This window comes from Sphingomonas sp. (genome assembly GCF_036269755.1).
Classification (GTDB): domain Bacteria; phylum Pseudomonadota; class Alphaproteobacteria; order Sphingomonadales; family Sphingomonadaceae; genus Sphingomonas.
In genome coordinates this window covers 117,909-132,449 of record NZ_DATBDV010000001.1, presented here as the reverse complement: position 1 = coordinate 132,449, position 14,541 = coordinate 117,909, and the positions used below count along the sequence as shown (strand labels likewise).

The window sequence follows — 14,541 nt, the reverse complement described above, 5'->3', positions numbered from 1 at the left end:
GCGTAACGCACGTGCGCTTAGGACGCGCTTTATCGGACCGGTTAACGCCGCGCTTACCGCTTGGCGAAATAGTCGTAGATCGCGGCTTCCGGCCGCGACGCCGCGTTGCGCCAAGTCGGCGCGTCGGCGAGATTGAGCGGCTTGCCCGTCTTGTCGACGATCAGCACGGTGGGGGTGCCGGCAATGCCGTCGAGCCCGAAGCGCCGTGCGAGGTCGAGATTCTTGTCCTTCTTGCCGACGTCGATCCACACCACGTTGTAGCGAGTCCCGAGCATCTCGCGGAACTTGGGCGTTGCGAACCAGCCGGCGAGCGCGCGGCTGTCGTGGCACCAGTTCGCGCCGAACACGAGGATCACCTGGCGCCCGTCACGCTGCGCCTGGCCGAGCGCCGCCGCCACGTCACGCTGCGCGCGGCCGGGATGTCCGAACGGCCGAGCATCCTTGAACACGCTGCCGAGGCACGGCGTGTCGCTCGCCAGCGCAGGTGCCGCCATGAGCGCGAGCGAAGCGGCGACCGCAAGCCGCCTCACGCCGCCTTCGCCTGCTCGATCGCGTCGATCTCGGCCGCCTTTGCCTCCACTAGTTTGACGATGTGCTCGATCATGTCGGCGTCCTGGACGTGGTGGTCGGTGACGCCCGACAGATAGACCATGTGCTTGCCGTTGCCGCCGCCGGTGATGCCGATATCGGTCTCGCGCGCCTCGCCGGGCCCGTTAACCACACAGCCGAGCACCGAAAGGCTCATCGGCGTGCGGATATGCTGGAGCCGTTCCTCGAGCGCTTGCACCGTGCGGATCACGTCGAACCCCTGGCGCGCGCAGCTCGGGCACGACACCACGCGGACGCCGCGATTGCGGATGCCGAGCGCCTTCAAAATCTCGAACCCGACGCGAACCTCGTCCTCCGGCTCGGCCGACAGCGAGACTCGGATCGTGTCGCCGATCCCGTACCAGAGCAGGCTGCCGATCCCGATCGACGACTTGACCGTCCCGCCGACGAACCCGCCCGCTTCGGTGATGCCGAGATGCAGCGGGCAATCGACCACTTCGGCGAGCTGCTGATAGGCGGCGACCGCGAGGAACAGGTCGCTCGCCTTCACCGCGACCTTATATTCGTGGAAGTCGCGATCCTGGAGCAGCTTGATGTGATCGAGCGCGCTCTCGACCAGGGCGTCGGGGCACGGCTCGCCATATTTTTCGAGCAAGTCGCGCTCGAGGCTCCCCGCATTCACCCCGATGCGGATCGCGCAGCCATTGGCCTTGGCGGCGTTGACCACTTCGTTGACGCGCTCGGCCGACCCGATATTGCCGGGGTTGATGCGCAGGCACGCCGCGCCGGCATCCGCCGCTTCGAGCGCGCGCTTGTAGTGGAAATGGATGTCGGCGACGATCGGCACGCGCGCGGCGCGCACGATCTGGCCGAGCGCGGCGGTGCTCTCGACGTCGGGGCAGCTCACTCGGATGATATCGACCCCCGCGTCCTCGCAGCGCCGGATCTGGTCGATCGTCGCGCGCGCGTCGCTGGTCGGTGTGTTGGTCATCGTCTGGACGGTGACCGGCGCGTCGCCACCGACGGGGACATTGCCGACCATGATCTGGCGGCTCTTGCGGCGCGTGATGTCGCGCCAGGGACGGACTGACATGGGCAGCGCCTATACGCCCGATGGCCGCCGCCGCCAAGGATGCGTTGCTCGTCAACGATTTGGTGAGGCGGCAGCTTTAGAATTGCCGCGAGCCGATGACCGACACGCCCCCCGCCTCCTCCCGTCATTACGGCCTCGACTGGCTGCGCATCGCCGCGTTCGCGCTGTTGATCGTCTATCACGTCGCGATGGTGTTCTCGCCCTGGCCCTGGGTGATCAAGGCGCCGGTCACCTATCCGCAGCTGATCGTGCCGATGGCGCTGCTGACGCCGTGGCGGCTGCCGTTGCTGTTCGCGGTGTCGGGCTATGCCAGCCGCAAATTGTTCGACAAATCGGGTTCGGTCGGCACGTTCACCGGGTCGCGCAATCGCCGGCTGCTGATCCCGTGGGGATTCGCGATGGTGATGCTGATCCCGCCCGAAATGTGGGTGCGCGCCAGGGAGGCCGGCTATCCGTCCAGCTTCGCGCACTTCTGGGCGAGCGACTATTGGAGCCTCACCCCGGTCTACGGCCATGCCTTCCCGAGCTGGGAGCATCTGTGGTTCATCGCCTATCTGTGGGCGTACACGATGGCGCTCGCCGGATTGCTGATCGTGCCCGGCTGGAGCGCTCGGCGGCTGACCGCGCTCGGCGACCGGCTCGCGACCGGCGCGCGGTTGCTCTGGGTGCCGATCGCCGCGCTCGCCTTCGCCAAGCTCGCGGTGATGTTCGTCGTATCGGAAAGCCAGGGGCTGTTCACCGACTGGAACGCGCATCTGCTCTATTTCCCGATCTTCGTGTTCGGCTTCGCGCTGGGCGGGCCGAGCGCGCTCTGGCCGGCGATCGCGCGGGCGCAGCGGCTGGCGATTCCGGTGGCAATTGTCGCGGGGTTTGCCGTGACGTGGGTCGAGCTCGCTTATGCCGGCCGCGCCATGCCGCCGCACGCGATCATGGCGATCGACCGCATGGCGCGGATCGCGATGGCGTGGAGCATGATCCTGATCCTGTTCCAGCTCGCCGAGCGGCATTTGAACCGCGATCATCGCTGGCGCGCGACGCTCGCCGAAGCGGTATTCCCGCTCTACATCGCGCACCACCCGGCGATCATCGTGCTCGCGTGGCTGACCTTGCCCTGGGGGCTCAACCCGTTCGCCGAATTCGCGCTGCTGCTATGCGGCACGTTTGTGTTCGCGGTCGCTTTCTATCTGATCGGCCGCGAGATCGCGTGGTTGCGCCCCTTGATCGGGCTGGCGCCGGGATCAGTCCGCCGGGCGATACCGCCGGCTGCCGCGCAGAGTCGCGCCTGACGCCAGTTCGACGGCGAAATCGCCCGATTTTTCGGTTTCGATCCGGCGAATGGCATCGCGGCGGACCAGCCGGCCGCGATGAATGCGGACGAACGTCTCGCCCAGCTCGGCCTCGACGGCGCTCAGCGTCGCGCGGTGGAGCATGGTCCGCCCGCGCCACGAAAGCTCGACGTAATTGCCCGCCGCCGACACGCTCTCGATCTCGTCGGCTGGGATCAGGTGCACGACCGCACCATCGGCGACCGACAGCGTCCGCGGCGGCGCCTCGGCCGGCGTCGCGGCGCGCGCAATCAACCAACGCCCCAGCGCCGCCAGCCCGACGAATTGCAGGATCGTCGCGACGTCCTTGCGATATTCGTAGATCCAGGGATCGATCCCGCTGCCGACGGTGAAGCGGTAGACCTCGCCTTGGAGCGCATAGACGCCCTTCCTGATCGCAACCATGCCCGCGACATGGACCAGCGACAGCGGCACCGTCGCCGCGACGACGATCACCGCGAGCGTCCACCACGGCCAGGCCAGCCGCCACAACCGCCCGACCAACCACCAGATCACCGGGATCAACAACAGCCAGATCAGGATGCTGCTGGCCTCCAGCAGCCAGACGTGCGCCGGAGTCATCGGAATGCCAGCCGCCGCGAAATCGCTGACCATTGAGGTTGCGTTGGCGGCCATCACCACCGCGAGCACGATCAGGAATCCGCCGCCGAGGAGCAACGCGACGCGGCGTTGCGCGCCGTTCATCCCGCGCCACCCGCCGCTCGTCCCGGTACCGTTAGCCATCATCCCCGCGACGCCGCCTTTCGCCCCATGTCGATACCGGCGTCGAGCCTCCGCCGCTAGCCATCCAGGCATCGAAACAACGGAGGCGACAATGGAGCGGCATTACGGGATGGATTGGCTGAGGATCGGCGCGTTTGCGCTGCTCATCCTCTATCATATCGGCATGGTATTCGTGCCGTGGGGCTTTCAGGTGAAAACCGCGCATCCGATGGCCTGGGTAGATATCCCGATGCTGCTGACCAACCCGTGGCGACTGACCCTGCTGTTCGTCGTGTCGGGCTATGCCAGCCGCGCGCTGGCAACGCGATCCGCGACGATCGGAGCGTTCGTGCGCAGCCGCAACGCCCGCCTGTTGCCGCCGCTGCTGTTCGGAATGGCGGTTATCGTGCCGCCGCAGACGTGGGTCGAGGTGGTAACGCAACACGGCTACGCCCACGGCTTCTGGCGGTTCTGGACGCAGGACTATTTCCGGTTCGGCACGCTGTTCGGGATCGTCATGCCGACCTGGAACCATTTGTGGTTCGTCGTCTATCTGTGGGTCTACACGCTCGCGCTCGGCTGCTTCGCGCTTGTTCCGGGCGCGGACCGGTTGCAGCGTGCGTTCGATATCGCGTTCGGCGGCGGGCGTGCGATATGGGTGCCGCTGGCGTTCGCACTCGTTACCCAGTTCTGGCTGTTCCAGCGAATCGAGGACACGCACGATTTCTTCCGCGACGGGATCGCGCACCTGCAATATTTCCCCGCCTTCCTGTTCGGGTTCGGTCTCGCCGGGTCGCGCGCGGCGATCGACGGCCTGAAGCGGTGGTGGGCGGTGTCGGCGGCGCTCGCGATCCTGTGCTATGCGATCATCGCGGGGATGCTGGTCGCCTGGCCCGACTTCGGCTTTCCCAGCCATGGCGTCGCGCAATTCCACAAGTTCGTCCGCGAACTCGACGTGTGGCTGGCGATCACCGCTTTGGTCGGCGCGGCGGAGCGCTTCCTCAACCACGACCATCGCTGGCGCGCGACGCTCGCTGAGGCGACCTTCCCCTTCTACATCATCCATCAGACGGTGATCGTCGTCGTCGAATTCTGGCTCAAGCCGCTCGGTATCGGCGCTGGGGCGGAGTTCGCGGTGCTGGTCGCGACGACCGTCGCGGGATGCTGGGCGTTCTACCTGGCCGGCCGGCAGATCGGCTGGCTGCGGCCGTGGGTCGGACTCAAGCCGCGAGCCGCCCGCGCGGTCGCGCGATATCACGCGGAGCGGCCGATCGATGTCCGCGCGCGGCCGGACGTGGCATGATACCACCCCCGCCCGTTCGACCGGCGTCGCAGCCACAGGGACTGGCCATCGCGCGGCCAGTCCCTACATGGCGCGGTAATGGAACGGCATTTCGGCATGGATTGGCTGCGGATCGGCGCATTCGCGATCCTTATTCTCTACCATGTCGGGATGGTGTTCACCCCGTGGAACTTCCACGTGAAGACCGCTCAGCCGGTTGAATGGCTGTCGGCGGCGATGCTGATCAGCAATCCGTGGCGGCTGACCTTGCTGTTCGTCGTGTCGGGCTATGCCAGTCGCGCCTTGTTCGCGAAGTCGGACGGGGTGCGTGGGTTCTTCGCCAGCCGCACCGCTCGGCTGCTGATCCCGCTGGCGTTCGGCGTCGTCGCGATGGTCCCCCCGCAGACCTGGGTCGAGCTGGCGACTCAGCATGGCTATGGCCAGGACTTCGGCCACTTCCTGCTGTTCGACTATTTCCGCTTCACCTCGATCGACGGCGTCGGCGTGCCGACCTGGAACCATCTGTGGTTCGTCGGTTATCTGTGGACGTATACCGCGGTGCTGGCGCTGCTCCTGCTGATCCCGCGCCCGCAGACGCTGCAGCATTGGTTCGACCGAGCGTTCGGCGGCTGGCGCGCATTGGTGCTGCCGGCGCTCTACCTGGTGCTGAGCCAGGTGGTGATCTTCCACCGCTGGAGCGACAGCCAGGATGTGATCCATGACGGCGTCGCGCACCTGGCTTATTTCCCCGCTTTCCTGTTCGGGTTCGGGCTCGCGCGGTCGCGGCCGGTGATGGCGGGACTGGTCGCGTCGTGGAAGCCCGCGGCGGCGATCGCGATCGCGAGCTACGCCTTCGGCGCGAGCCTCGAGCTTCTCTACCCCGGAAATCAGGTCCCGCCAGAGTGGCTGAGCACGCCGATGCTGGTCGCGCACCAGCTGCAATCCTGGTCGGCGGTGGCGGCGTTGATCGGGATCGCCGAACGCTACCTCAACCATGATGCGGCGATCCGCCCGACGCTGACCGAGGCGGTGTTCCCGTTCTATTTAATCCACCAGACAATAATCGTGCTGGTCGAATATTGGCTGCAGCCGCTCGGGCTGGGCGCGGGCGGCGAGTTCTTCGTCCTCGTGGTGGCGACGATCGCCGGCTGCTGGGCATTCTACCTGATCGGGCGCGAGGTGAGCTGGCTGCGGCCGCTGATCGGATTGCGGCGGCGCGCCCGGCCCGCTACCGCTCCGCGCCATGACGACAGCCCAATGGTCGCTGGTGATACATGGCGGCGCCGGCGCGATCGCGCGCAGCCAGACCCCGCCTGACACCGACCGCGGCCTGCGCGCCGCGCTCAACGCCGCGCTCGAAGCGGGGAGCGCGATTCTCGCCTCCGGCGGCAACGCGATCGACGCAGTGGAAGCGGCGGTGCGCGTGCTCGAGGACGATCCGCATTTCAATGCCGGGCGCGGGTCGGCCTTCACCTTCGAAGGCGTCAACGAGCTCGACGCCGCGATCATGGACGGCAGCGACTTGCGCGCCGGATCGATCGCCGGGGTCACCGCGACCCGGAACCCGGTGACGCTCGCCCGCGCGGTGATGGAGGAGAGCGCGCACGTCCTGCTCGGCCGCGAAGGCGCCGACGCGTTCAGCGCCGAACATGGCCTCGAACAAGCCGACCCCGACTGGTTCGCCACCCCCGAGCGCCGCCGCCAGCTCGACGAGTTGCTCGCCAACGGCGGCAAGTTCGACGTCGACATGAAATACGGCACCGTCGGCGCGGTTGCGCTCGATTCGGACGGGCACATCGCCGCCGCCACATCGACGGGCGGCGTCACCGGCAAGCGCTGGGGCCGGATCGGCGATTCGCCGCTGATCGGCGCGGGCACCTATGCCGACGATCGCGGCGCCGCGGTATCGTGCACCGGTGCCGGCGAATTCTTCATCCGCGAATCGGTCGCGTTCCAGATCAACGCGCGAGTCCGTTTCCTCGGCGAAAGCCTCCAGCAAGCCGCCGACACCGTGATGGCCGAGGTCAAGGCGCTCGGCGGCACCGGCGGGGTGATCGTCGCCGCCCCCAGCGGCGACTGGGCGTGGAGCTTCACCACGTCGAGCATGTATCGCGGCTGCGCCTCGGCGGACGGCAGCCGCAGGGTCGCGCTCTACGACGACGAAGGTTGAGCGCCGCGCGCGAGCGGCGTAGGCGCGTGGCGATGAAGCGCCTCCTCCCCTTGTTCGCCGCGCTGACCGCGCTCCTGATCGCCTCGCCCGCCGGCGCGTATTGGGAATACGGCCACCAGACCATCGCCGAGATCGCCTGGGCGAACATCAAGCCGGTGACTCGCGGCCGCATCCTCGCGTTGCTCCGCCAGCAAAGCTTGCTCGGCACGCCGCAATGCAAGGCGGGGACGATCGACGACGCCGCGGTGTGGGCCGATTGCATCAAGGGGATCAAGAACCCCGACGGCACGCAGAAATACGGCGACACCAACGCGTGGCATTTCCAGGACGTCAACATCTGCCAACCGTTCGACCTGATCGAGCCGTGCAAGGGCGGCAATTGCGTGTCGGCGCAGATCGTCCGCGACGCCAAGTTGCTCAAGGACCGCGATACCCCGACCGCCGACCGAGTCCGCGCGCTCGTGTTCCTGATCCACTTCGTCGGCGACCTCCACCAGCCGCTCCACGCCGGCGAGAAGGGCGACAAAGGCGGCAACGACGTCAAGGCCGATTACGGGACGTACGCACCCCCGCGCCTCAACCTGCATTCGATCTGGGACGGCTATCTCGCCGAACGCGCGATCTCGACCGGGCCAAGCCTGGTGCGGCGCTATCCAACGGCCGAGCGCGCCAGGATCGCGGCGGGCGATGTCGTCGACTGGAGCCGCGAAAGCTGGAAAGTCGCGCACGACGCTACCTATGCGACCGCGATCGGCGGCGATCCGTGCGGGCCGACTCCGGCGCACGTCCGGCTCGACAATGCGACAATCGCGAAGCTGGTGCCGACCGTCAGGCTCGAGGTCAAACGCGGCGGGCTGCGGCTGGCCAAGTTGCTCGATCAGGCGCTCGGCTGAGCTGGCAACGCCGCTTTCAGGAACGCTGCGACGATCCGATGAAGAAAATCGCGATTCGCACGCTTCTCGTCCTGTTGGGGCTGATCGTCTGCCTCGCTGCTTACGAAACCTTCGCCGTGTTCCGCGCCAGGGGGCGAACGGCGGCGGCGCTGGCCAGCGTCAAGGCGCGGCCGCTGTCGCTCGCGGCGTTCGGCGGTAGGCGGATCGCGATGATGCTCAAGGTCGAGGATCCGAGCTTCTTCCAGCATCACGGCGTCGATTTCTCGACCCCCGGCCAGGGCAAGACAACGCTGACCGAGGGGCTGGTGAAGTTTCTCTACTTCGACCATTTCAAGCCGGGCTTCGCCAAGATCGAGCAGACGCTGATCGCGCGCTTCGTGCTCGATCCCGCGGTGTCGAAGCGCGAGCAGCTCGAAATCGCGATAAATTATGCAAGCTTCGGCACGCAGCGCGGTCGAGAAGTGCGTGGTTTCACCGATGCGGCGCGAGTGTTTTACGGCAAGCCCTATGCGCGGCTCAGCGACCATGAATTCCTGTCGCTGGTGGCGATGCTGATGGGTCCCAACGTGCTCGATCCGATCCGGCACCCAAAGGAGAATGCCGATCGCGTCGCGCGGATCGAGAAGCTGCTCGCCGGCCGCTGCGCGCCGCAGGGCGTGAGCGACAATGCCTACCCGGCGTGCGCCTAGCTCTTCACCTTCCAGCCCGAATTGAGCAGCCAGTAGCACGCCAGCGCGAGCACCAGGTCGAGCGCGAACACCACGATGCTGCCGATCAGGATTGGTGAATCGGCGGTGCCGAGGAAGCCGTAGCGGAACCCCGAAATGATGTAGAAGAACGGGTTGGCGTGGCTGAACGCGCGGAAGCTCGGCGCCAGCCGGTCGACCGAATAGAACGTCCCCGACAGCAGCCCGAGCGGGACGATCACGAAGTTGCTGACCGCGGCGGCATGGTCGAACTTGTCCGCCCAGATCGAGGTCAAGACGCCGAGCAGCGACAGGAACATCGCGCCGAGGAAGCCGAACCAGATGACCGCCCACAAATGCTGCGGCCACACCCCGACGCCGTACAAAGCCATCGCGCACCACACGATGAACCCGACGATGAAGGCTCTCGTCATCGCGCCGCCGACCAAAGCCGCGAGCAACTCCATCGTCGACAGCGGCGGCATCAAATAATCGACGATCGTCCCCTGGATCTTGCCGACCAGCAGCGAGAAGCTGGCATTGGCGAACGCCGGCCCCATCATCCCCTGGCTGATGATCAGCCCGGGCGCGATGAAATCGGCGAACGGGATGTTGACGCCGCCGACCAGCACCGGCCGCTTCGCCCCCGTTGCGATCGTAAACACCACCAGAAACAGCAAGGTCGTCGCCGCCGGCGCCCAGATCGTCTGCAAGTGCACCTTGAAGAACCGGCGCACCTCCTTCACATAGAGGGTATAGAGGCCGCCCCAATTGACGCTCCGGATGACCGGAACGCCGGGTGGCGTCATCGTCGTGATATTCTCGACCGTGCGGTTGGGCGCGTCCATGGGTCTGCCGTTAGGCGCTGGCTCGGCGCGCCGCAACCGCCCGGCGGGGACAGTGGAAGGATTGGGAATGAGCTGGACCGACGAGCGGATCGACGCTTTGCGCAAGATGTGGGAAAACGGCCAGACGGCGAGCCAGATCGCCGACGAGCTCGGCGGAGTCAGCCGCAACGCGGTGATCGGCAAGGCGCACCGCCTGGGGCTGCAGTCGCGCCCGTCGCCGGTCAAGCCCAACGAGCCCGAAGGCGCAGCATCCGCGCCCGCTGCCGCCGCGCCGCGCAAGCCCGCGCCTGCCGCTGCCCCCGCGCCGCGCCCTGCGCCGGCCCCGGCTGCGCCGAGCGCGGCCGCAGCGCCAGCCGCGAATTCCGCCACCACGCCAGCCTCCCCGCCGCAGCCGATCCTGCGCTCGGTCGGCCCCGGCGGCTTCGTACGCCAGGCGCCCGGCGAGCAGCAGCCGCCGATCGCCCCCGCGCCGCCGCGCCGCCTCGTCCCCGCCAAGCCTTCCCCCGAAATGGCGGACAAGACCTCGCTGCTCGATCTCAACGACAAGATCTGCAAATGGCCGCTCGGCCATCCCGGCGAGCCCGATTTCCATTTCTGCGGCGAGAAGGTGAACCCCGGCTTCCCCTATTGCGTCGCACATTGCGGCCACGCCTACCAGGCGCAGCTCCCGCGTAGGGATCGCCGCCCGCCGCCGCCGCTGCCGTTCGGCGGTCCGCGCGTCCGCTAGGGCGAACAGCGTCAGCGCAGCGGAGTCGGCCCGGTCGGACAACGTTTGCTAGCGCATCGCCCCCAGCAAATCCCCCACGTCGCACGTCGCGAACGCGGCGAAATTGTCGGCGATGCCGTAGGGGAGCAGCAGGGTGCGGTCGTGGACCATCGCGCCGCAGCTATAGACGACGTTGGGGACGTAGCCGTCGCGTTCCTTGGGCGACGGGCGAAGGATCGGCTCGGCGGTGCGCGCCAGCACCTTCGATGGATCGTGCTTGTCGAGCAATGCCGCGCCGATCGAGTAATTGCGCACCATACCGACGCCGTGGGTCAGGACCAGCCAGCCCTCGTCGATCTCGATCGGCGATCCGCAATTGCCCATCTGGCACAGGTCCCAGGCGAATTTGGGCGAGATCAGCTTGTCGCCGCCGTTCCAGGTATAGAGGTCATCCGATCGCAACAGCCAGATGCTCTCATTGTCCTGCCGCCCGAGCATGACGTAGCGCCCGTCGACTCGGCGCGGGAACAGCGCCATGCCCTTGGCCGCCGCCGCCGATCCCTTGAGCGGGCGCATCTCGAATTCGCTGAACCCGAAACCCCGCAGCAGCTCGGACCGAGTCGCGCGTCCGTCGAACGCCGTATATGTGCCGACGTGATCGACGGTGCCGTCATCGTCGACGAAGCGGCACAGGCGCAGATCCTCGATCCCCTGGGCCTGGCTCGGCGTTACCGGGAACAGCACGCTTTCGGACGGATCGCGGCTGCCCTCGCAAATGATCCGGGAGATGTCGTCGCCGGGTATGTCGGCTTCGTCGATCCTGGGTGAAATCGCCTGGGGACTCGCCTTGTCGACTCCGAACCCGACCGACTTGCTCCAAGAGCCGGTGCGAAAGGTGACCGACGATACATGCCCCTCCCCGATCCCGCGCAGCGACAGCAGAAAGCGGATTCCGTCTTCGGGGCATCCGTCCTGGCGCGGGTGCGGCACCATGCTCGGGTTGAACAGCGCGGCGGCCTCGAACGAATATTCCTCGCTGAAATAGGCGCCGATCACCAGCTTGGCGTCGTCGTCCGCGGCTTCGGCGGCGGGGACGATCTTGGCGATCTCCTCGTACCGGCGCAGCAACAGGCGGTCGAGGTTGCGGTGGCGCTCGTGCAAAGGCGCGATCATCCGCGCTTCGTCGGCGGCGAGTTCGCCGGCATTCATCGCCAGCACCGCGTCGACGATCCGCTCCGTGCGCGATGGCTCGACATTGGCAAAGGGCGTCGGATATTGCGGGCCGAACGGCCGGATGACGGTGCGCGAAGCGTCGGGCGCCAGGTGCAGTGGCGAATGCGTCAACAGGCTCATGCGGGCTCCTCGGCGTGGTGGCCGCGGTTAATACGCATGGAAAACGATTTGGATCAGGCGCTGGTGCGATCGACGAGCGGGGCGAACCGCGCCACCTGCCGCCCGACGAGGCACAATTGCTCGATCACCGCGGGGTCGGTGGCGCCGCCTTGGTCGTCGAACTTGGTGATCTGGGTGTTGATCGCGGCGGCGAACGGCGTCGGCCACCCGCGCAGCGCGTGGACGATCGAGCGTAGTGCCGCGATCGTGCTCCCGGTCGCTTGCCAGCCGAACGCGGTCGCGATCAGCCCGACCGGCATGTCGGCGAGATAGGGCCGCTCGTCCTTGGCGGTCTCCTCGAGCAGATCGAGCGCGTTCTTGACCACTCCGGAGAGGCTGCCGTGATAGCCGGGACTGGCGATGATCACCCCCGACGCGCCGCGCACCGCCTCGACGAAATCGCGCTCATGGTGCGTGCGCGTCGTCGTCCGCGGATCGTAGAGCGGCAGCCGCGCCATGTCCTCGCCGCCGAACAACCGCGTCTGGAAACCCTCGCGCGCGACCGCGTCGAGCGCGATCTTGAGCGCTCGCTCGGTCGACGAGACCGCGCCGATCGTTCCGCCAATTCCCACCACCAGCGGCACGTCGGTCATGCTCGTCTCCCCGCGCCGCGCGGCGCGGCCAGAGCAGCGATAGCGGCGCGCGCCGCGCGGCTCAATGCGACGGGCTGTGCGGCGGCGAATAATTGGGTTAATCCAGGCGCCTTGCGGAACGAAGCCGGGGGGGGCGGGTTGCGTCATCTGTATTATATGAGTAACACAGCTAGCGGCCCGTCGGATCGAGTGGACACGGTGAATGCGCGACGACCCGATTGACGGCAGCCGGCCCGACCCTCGCTGGGGCGCGCACTCGGTTTATCCCGTTGAACCCGATCCCACCAACCCGCTCGAGGGCATCCCGCCGCTCGACTACCCCGGCGCGCAGCCGGCGAAGAAAAAGCGCCGCTGGGGCCGCTTGATCGTTCGCGGGCTGGCCGCGTTCATCGTGCTGTTCGTCGTACTGGTTGGTTGGCTCGCGGTCACCGCGCCTTTGTCCAAGTCGCTGCAGCCGCCGACCCCGCCATCGGTCACCCTGCTTGCCAGCGACGGCACGCCGATCGCCAAGCGCGGCGCGATCCTCGGCAAGCCGGTCGATGCGTCGAAGCTGCCCAAATACGTCACCGGCGCGTTCATCTCGATCGAGGATCGCCGTTTCTACTCGCATTGGGGGATCGATCCGCGCGGGATCGGCCGCGCCTTGTTCCGCAACATCGGCGCCGGCGGCGTGCGCGAGGGCGCGAGCACGATCACGCAACAGCTCGCCAAGAACGCCTTCCTCAACTCCGACCGCACCACCGGTCGCAAGCTGCGCGAGGTGCTGATCTCGTTCTGGCTCGAGGCGTGGCTGTCGAAGAACGAGATCCTCTCGCGCTATTTGTCCAACGTCTATTTCGGCGACAACGTCTATGGGCTGACTGCGGCGACCGAGCATTATTTCAACTGCGAGCCGAACGAGCTGAGCATCAGCCAGGCAGCGATGCTCGCGGGGCTGGTCAAGGCGCCCTCGAAGCTCGCGCCAACCGGCAATCTGAAGGGCGCGCGCGACCGTGAAAAGGTCGTGCTCGCGACGATGGTCGATACCGGTGTGCTGACCAAAATACAGGCCGATGGCGTCAGGCTCGCGACGCCGCGCCCGCGCCCGGCCAAGCTCGTCCCCGAAGGCACCTATTTCGCCGACTGGGTGCTGCCCGAAGCGCGCGATACGGCGGGCGACCTTGCGCAGGAGACCACCGTCACCACCACGCTCGACCGGCGCTTGCAACGCGCTGCCGAGCACGTCGTCAAACGCGCTGGGCTGCGCCAGGCGCAAGTTGCGATCGTGGCGATGCGCCCCGATGGCCGCGTGGTCGCGATGGTCGGCGGCAAGGACTATGCGACGAGCCCGTTCAACCGCGCGACCCAAGCGCGCCGCCAGCCGGGATCGACCTTCAAGCTGTTCGTCTATCTCGCCGCGATGCGCGCGGGGATGACCCCCGACGACATGATCGAGGACGAGCCGGTGACGATCGCGGGCTGGAGCCCGAAAAACAGCGAAGGCACGTACGAGGGCAAGATCACGCTGCGCCGCGCGTTCCAGAAATCGTCGAACGTCGCCGCCGCGCGGCTGATCCAGAAGCTCGGGCCGGCGGCCGTCATCAAGGCCGCGCGCGACCTCGGCATTTCGACGCCCATCCCCAACGAGGCGACGATCGCGCTCGGCACCTCGACCGTCTCGCTGCTCGAGCTGACCAGCGCGTTCGCGGCGGTGGCGGGCGACGGTTATCCGGTCGGCGCGCGCGGGATCGAGGCGAGCGACAATGCCAGCTGGTACGACCGGCTGGTCGGCACCAAGAGCGCGTTCGGCGGCAAAATCCGCGACGAGATGCTCGACCTGCTTTCCGCCTCGGCGACCAGCGGGACCGGGCGCCAGGCGGCGTTGTCGGTGCCGACCTACGGCAAGACCGGCACCACGCAGGATTCGCGCGACGCCTTGTTCATCGGGTTTGCCAAGGATCTGGTGGTCGGGGTGTGGGTCGGGAACGACGACAACACGCCCAACCCGGGCCTGTCGGGGGGCGGCATCCCGGCGCGGATCTGGAAGGACTTCATGCAGTCGGCGCTCGGCATCGCCCCGCCGCCCCCGCCCGCCGCCGAACCCGCGATCGACGACAACAGCACCGACGGCAACGTGACGATCGACACCGGCGCCGGATCGCTCCCCGTGGAGGGCAGTATCGAGGGCCTCGGGGTCAACCTTCAGGTCAAGAAGGACGGAACGATCAAGGTCTCGCCCGCGCCCGACACCGGCGACCGCCCGCCCAGGCCGCCGGCGGATCAGGCCGACGAGCGCTAACCT

The 14,541-nt window shown here is 67.4% G+C and carries 14 protein-coding genes; 8 read left to right on the top strand and 6 right to left on the bottom strand.

Translation table 11 applies throughout. The features are described 5' to 3' along the window. Positions 1 to 53 precede the first annotated feature (53 nt). Complete coding sequence (locus VH326_RS00695) at positions 54 to 530, bottom strand: thioredoxin family protein (RefSeq protein ID WP_329629871.1); 477 nt, start codon at positions 528 to 530, stop codon at positions 54 to 56. Then, the gene (gene ispG / locus VH326_RS00690; protein ID WP_329629870.1) at positions 527 to 1,642 is read right to left on the bottom strand and encodes a flavodoxin-dependent (E)-4-hydroxy-3-methylbut-2-enyl-diphosphate synthase; all 1,116 of its coding nucleotides are present in this window, start codon (positions 1,640 to 1,642) and stop codon (positions 527 to 529) included. The genes VH326_RS00695 and ispG overlap by 4 nt, the downstream gene beginning before the upstream one ends. A 95-nt stretch (positions 1,643 to 1,737) precedes the next feature. Here ispG and VH326_RS00685 point away from each other — a divergent pair, with 95 nt between their 5' ends. Continuing rightward, complete coding sequence (locus VH326_RS00685) at positions 1,738 to 2,928, top strand: acyltransferase family protein (protein ID WP_329629869.1); 1,191 nt, start codon at positions 1,738 to 1,740, stop codon at positions 2,926 to 2,928. Here the strand turns inward: VH326_RS00685 and VH326_RS00680 are convergent. Next, a complete protein-coding gene (locus VH326_RS00680; protein ID WP_329629868.1) occupies positions 2,881 to 3,711 on the bottom strand; it encodes a LytTR family DNA-binding domain-containing protein in 831 nt (276 codons plus the stop codon). The two genes, VH326_RS00685 and VH326_RS00680, sit on opposite strands and share 48 nt — an antisense overlap. Before the next feature lie 91 nt (positions 3,712 to 3,802). On the opposite strand from VH326_RS00680, the gene VH326_RS00675 reads away from it, so the two are divergent. The 5 genes from VH326_RS00675 (at position 3,803) to VH326_RS00655 (ending at position 8,724) form a co-directional block, all read left to right on the top strand. Then, positions 3,803 to 4,993, top strand: a complete 1,191-nt coding sequence (locus tag VH326_RS00675) for an acyltransferase (protein ID WP_329629867.1) — start codon at positions 3,803 to 3,805, stop codon at positions 4,991 to 4,993. A gap of 78 nt (positions 4,994 to 5,071) precedes the next feature. Next, a complete protein-coding gene (locus tag VH326_RS00670; protein WP_329629866.1) occupies positions 5,072 to 6,289 on the top strand; it encodes an acyltransferase in 1,218 nt (405 codons plus the stop codon). Then, positions 6,216 to 7,142, top strand: a complete 927-nt coding sequence (locus tag VH326_RS00665; protein ID WP_329629865.1) for an isoaspartyl peptidase/L-asparaginase — start codon at positions 6,216 to 6,218, stop codon at positions 7,140 to 7,142. The genes VH326_RS00670 and VH326_RS00665 overlap by 74 nt, the downstream gene beginning before the upstream one ends. 32 nt (positions 7,143 to 7,174) lie before the next feature. Continuing rightward, complete coding sequence (locus tag VH326_RS00660) at positions 7,175 to 8,035, top strand: S1/P1 nuclease (protein WP_329629864.1); 861 nt, start codon at positions 7,175 to 7,177, stop codon at positions 8,033 to 8,035. A gap of 38 nt (positions 8,036 to 8,073) precedes the next feature. After that, positions 8,074 to 8,724 (top strand): transglycosylase domain-containing protein, encoded by a 651-nt coding sequence (locus VH326_RS00655; protein WP_329629863.1) that lies wholly within the window; start codon positions 8,074 to 8,076, stop codon positions 8,722 to 8,724. Here VH326_RS00655 and VH326_RS00650 read toward each other — a convergent pair. After that, on the bottom strand, positions 8,721 to 9,569 hold the full coding sequence (locus tag VH326_RS00650) for an ABC transporter permease (RefSeq protein WP_414714227.1): 849 nt from the start codon (positions 9,567 to 9,569) through the stop codon (positions 8,721 to 8,723). The two genes, VH326_RS00655 and VH326_RS00650, sit on opposite strands and share 4 nt — an antisense overlap. A gap of 67 nt (positions 9,570 to 9,636) precedes the next feature. Between VH326_RS00650 and VH326_RS00645 the strand changes: the two genes are divergently transcribed. Next, entirely contained in the window at positions 9,637 to 10,296 is a 660-nt protein-coding gene (locus tag VH326_RS00645) for a GcrA family cell cycle regulator (protein WP_329629862.1), read from the top strand. Positions 10,297 to 10,344: 48 nt separating this feature from the next. Here the strand turns inward: VH326_RS00645 and VH326_RS00640 are convergent, their stop codons facing one another. Next, positions 10,345 to 11,628 (bottom strand): glycoside hydrolase family 130 protein, encoded by a 1,284-nt coding sequence (locus VH326_RS00640; protein ID WP_329629861.1) that lies wholly within the window; start codon positions 11,626 to 11,628, stop codon positions 10,345 to 10,347. 53 nt (positions 11,629 to 11,681) lie between these two features. Next, positions 11,682 to 12,260, bottom strand: a complete 579-nt coding sequence (locus tag VH326_RS00635) for an NAD(P)H-dependent oxidoreductase (RefSeq protein WP_329629860.1) — start codon at positions 12,258 to 12,260, stop codon at positions 11,682 to 11,684. Between the two features lie 202 nt (positions 12,261 to 12,462). Here VH326_RS00635 and VH326_RS00630 point away from each other — a divergent pair, with 202 nt between their 5' ends. After that, positions 12,463 to 14,538: a PBP1A family penicillin-binding protein gene (locus VH326_RS00630; RefSeq protein ID WP_329629859.1), complete on the top strand. Its 2,076-nt coding sequence runs from the start codon at positions 12,463 to 12,465 to the stop codon at positions 14,536 to 14,538. The last annotated feature ends 3 nt before the right edge of the window (positions 14,539 to 14,541 follow it).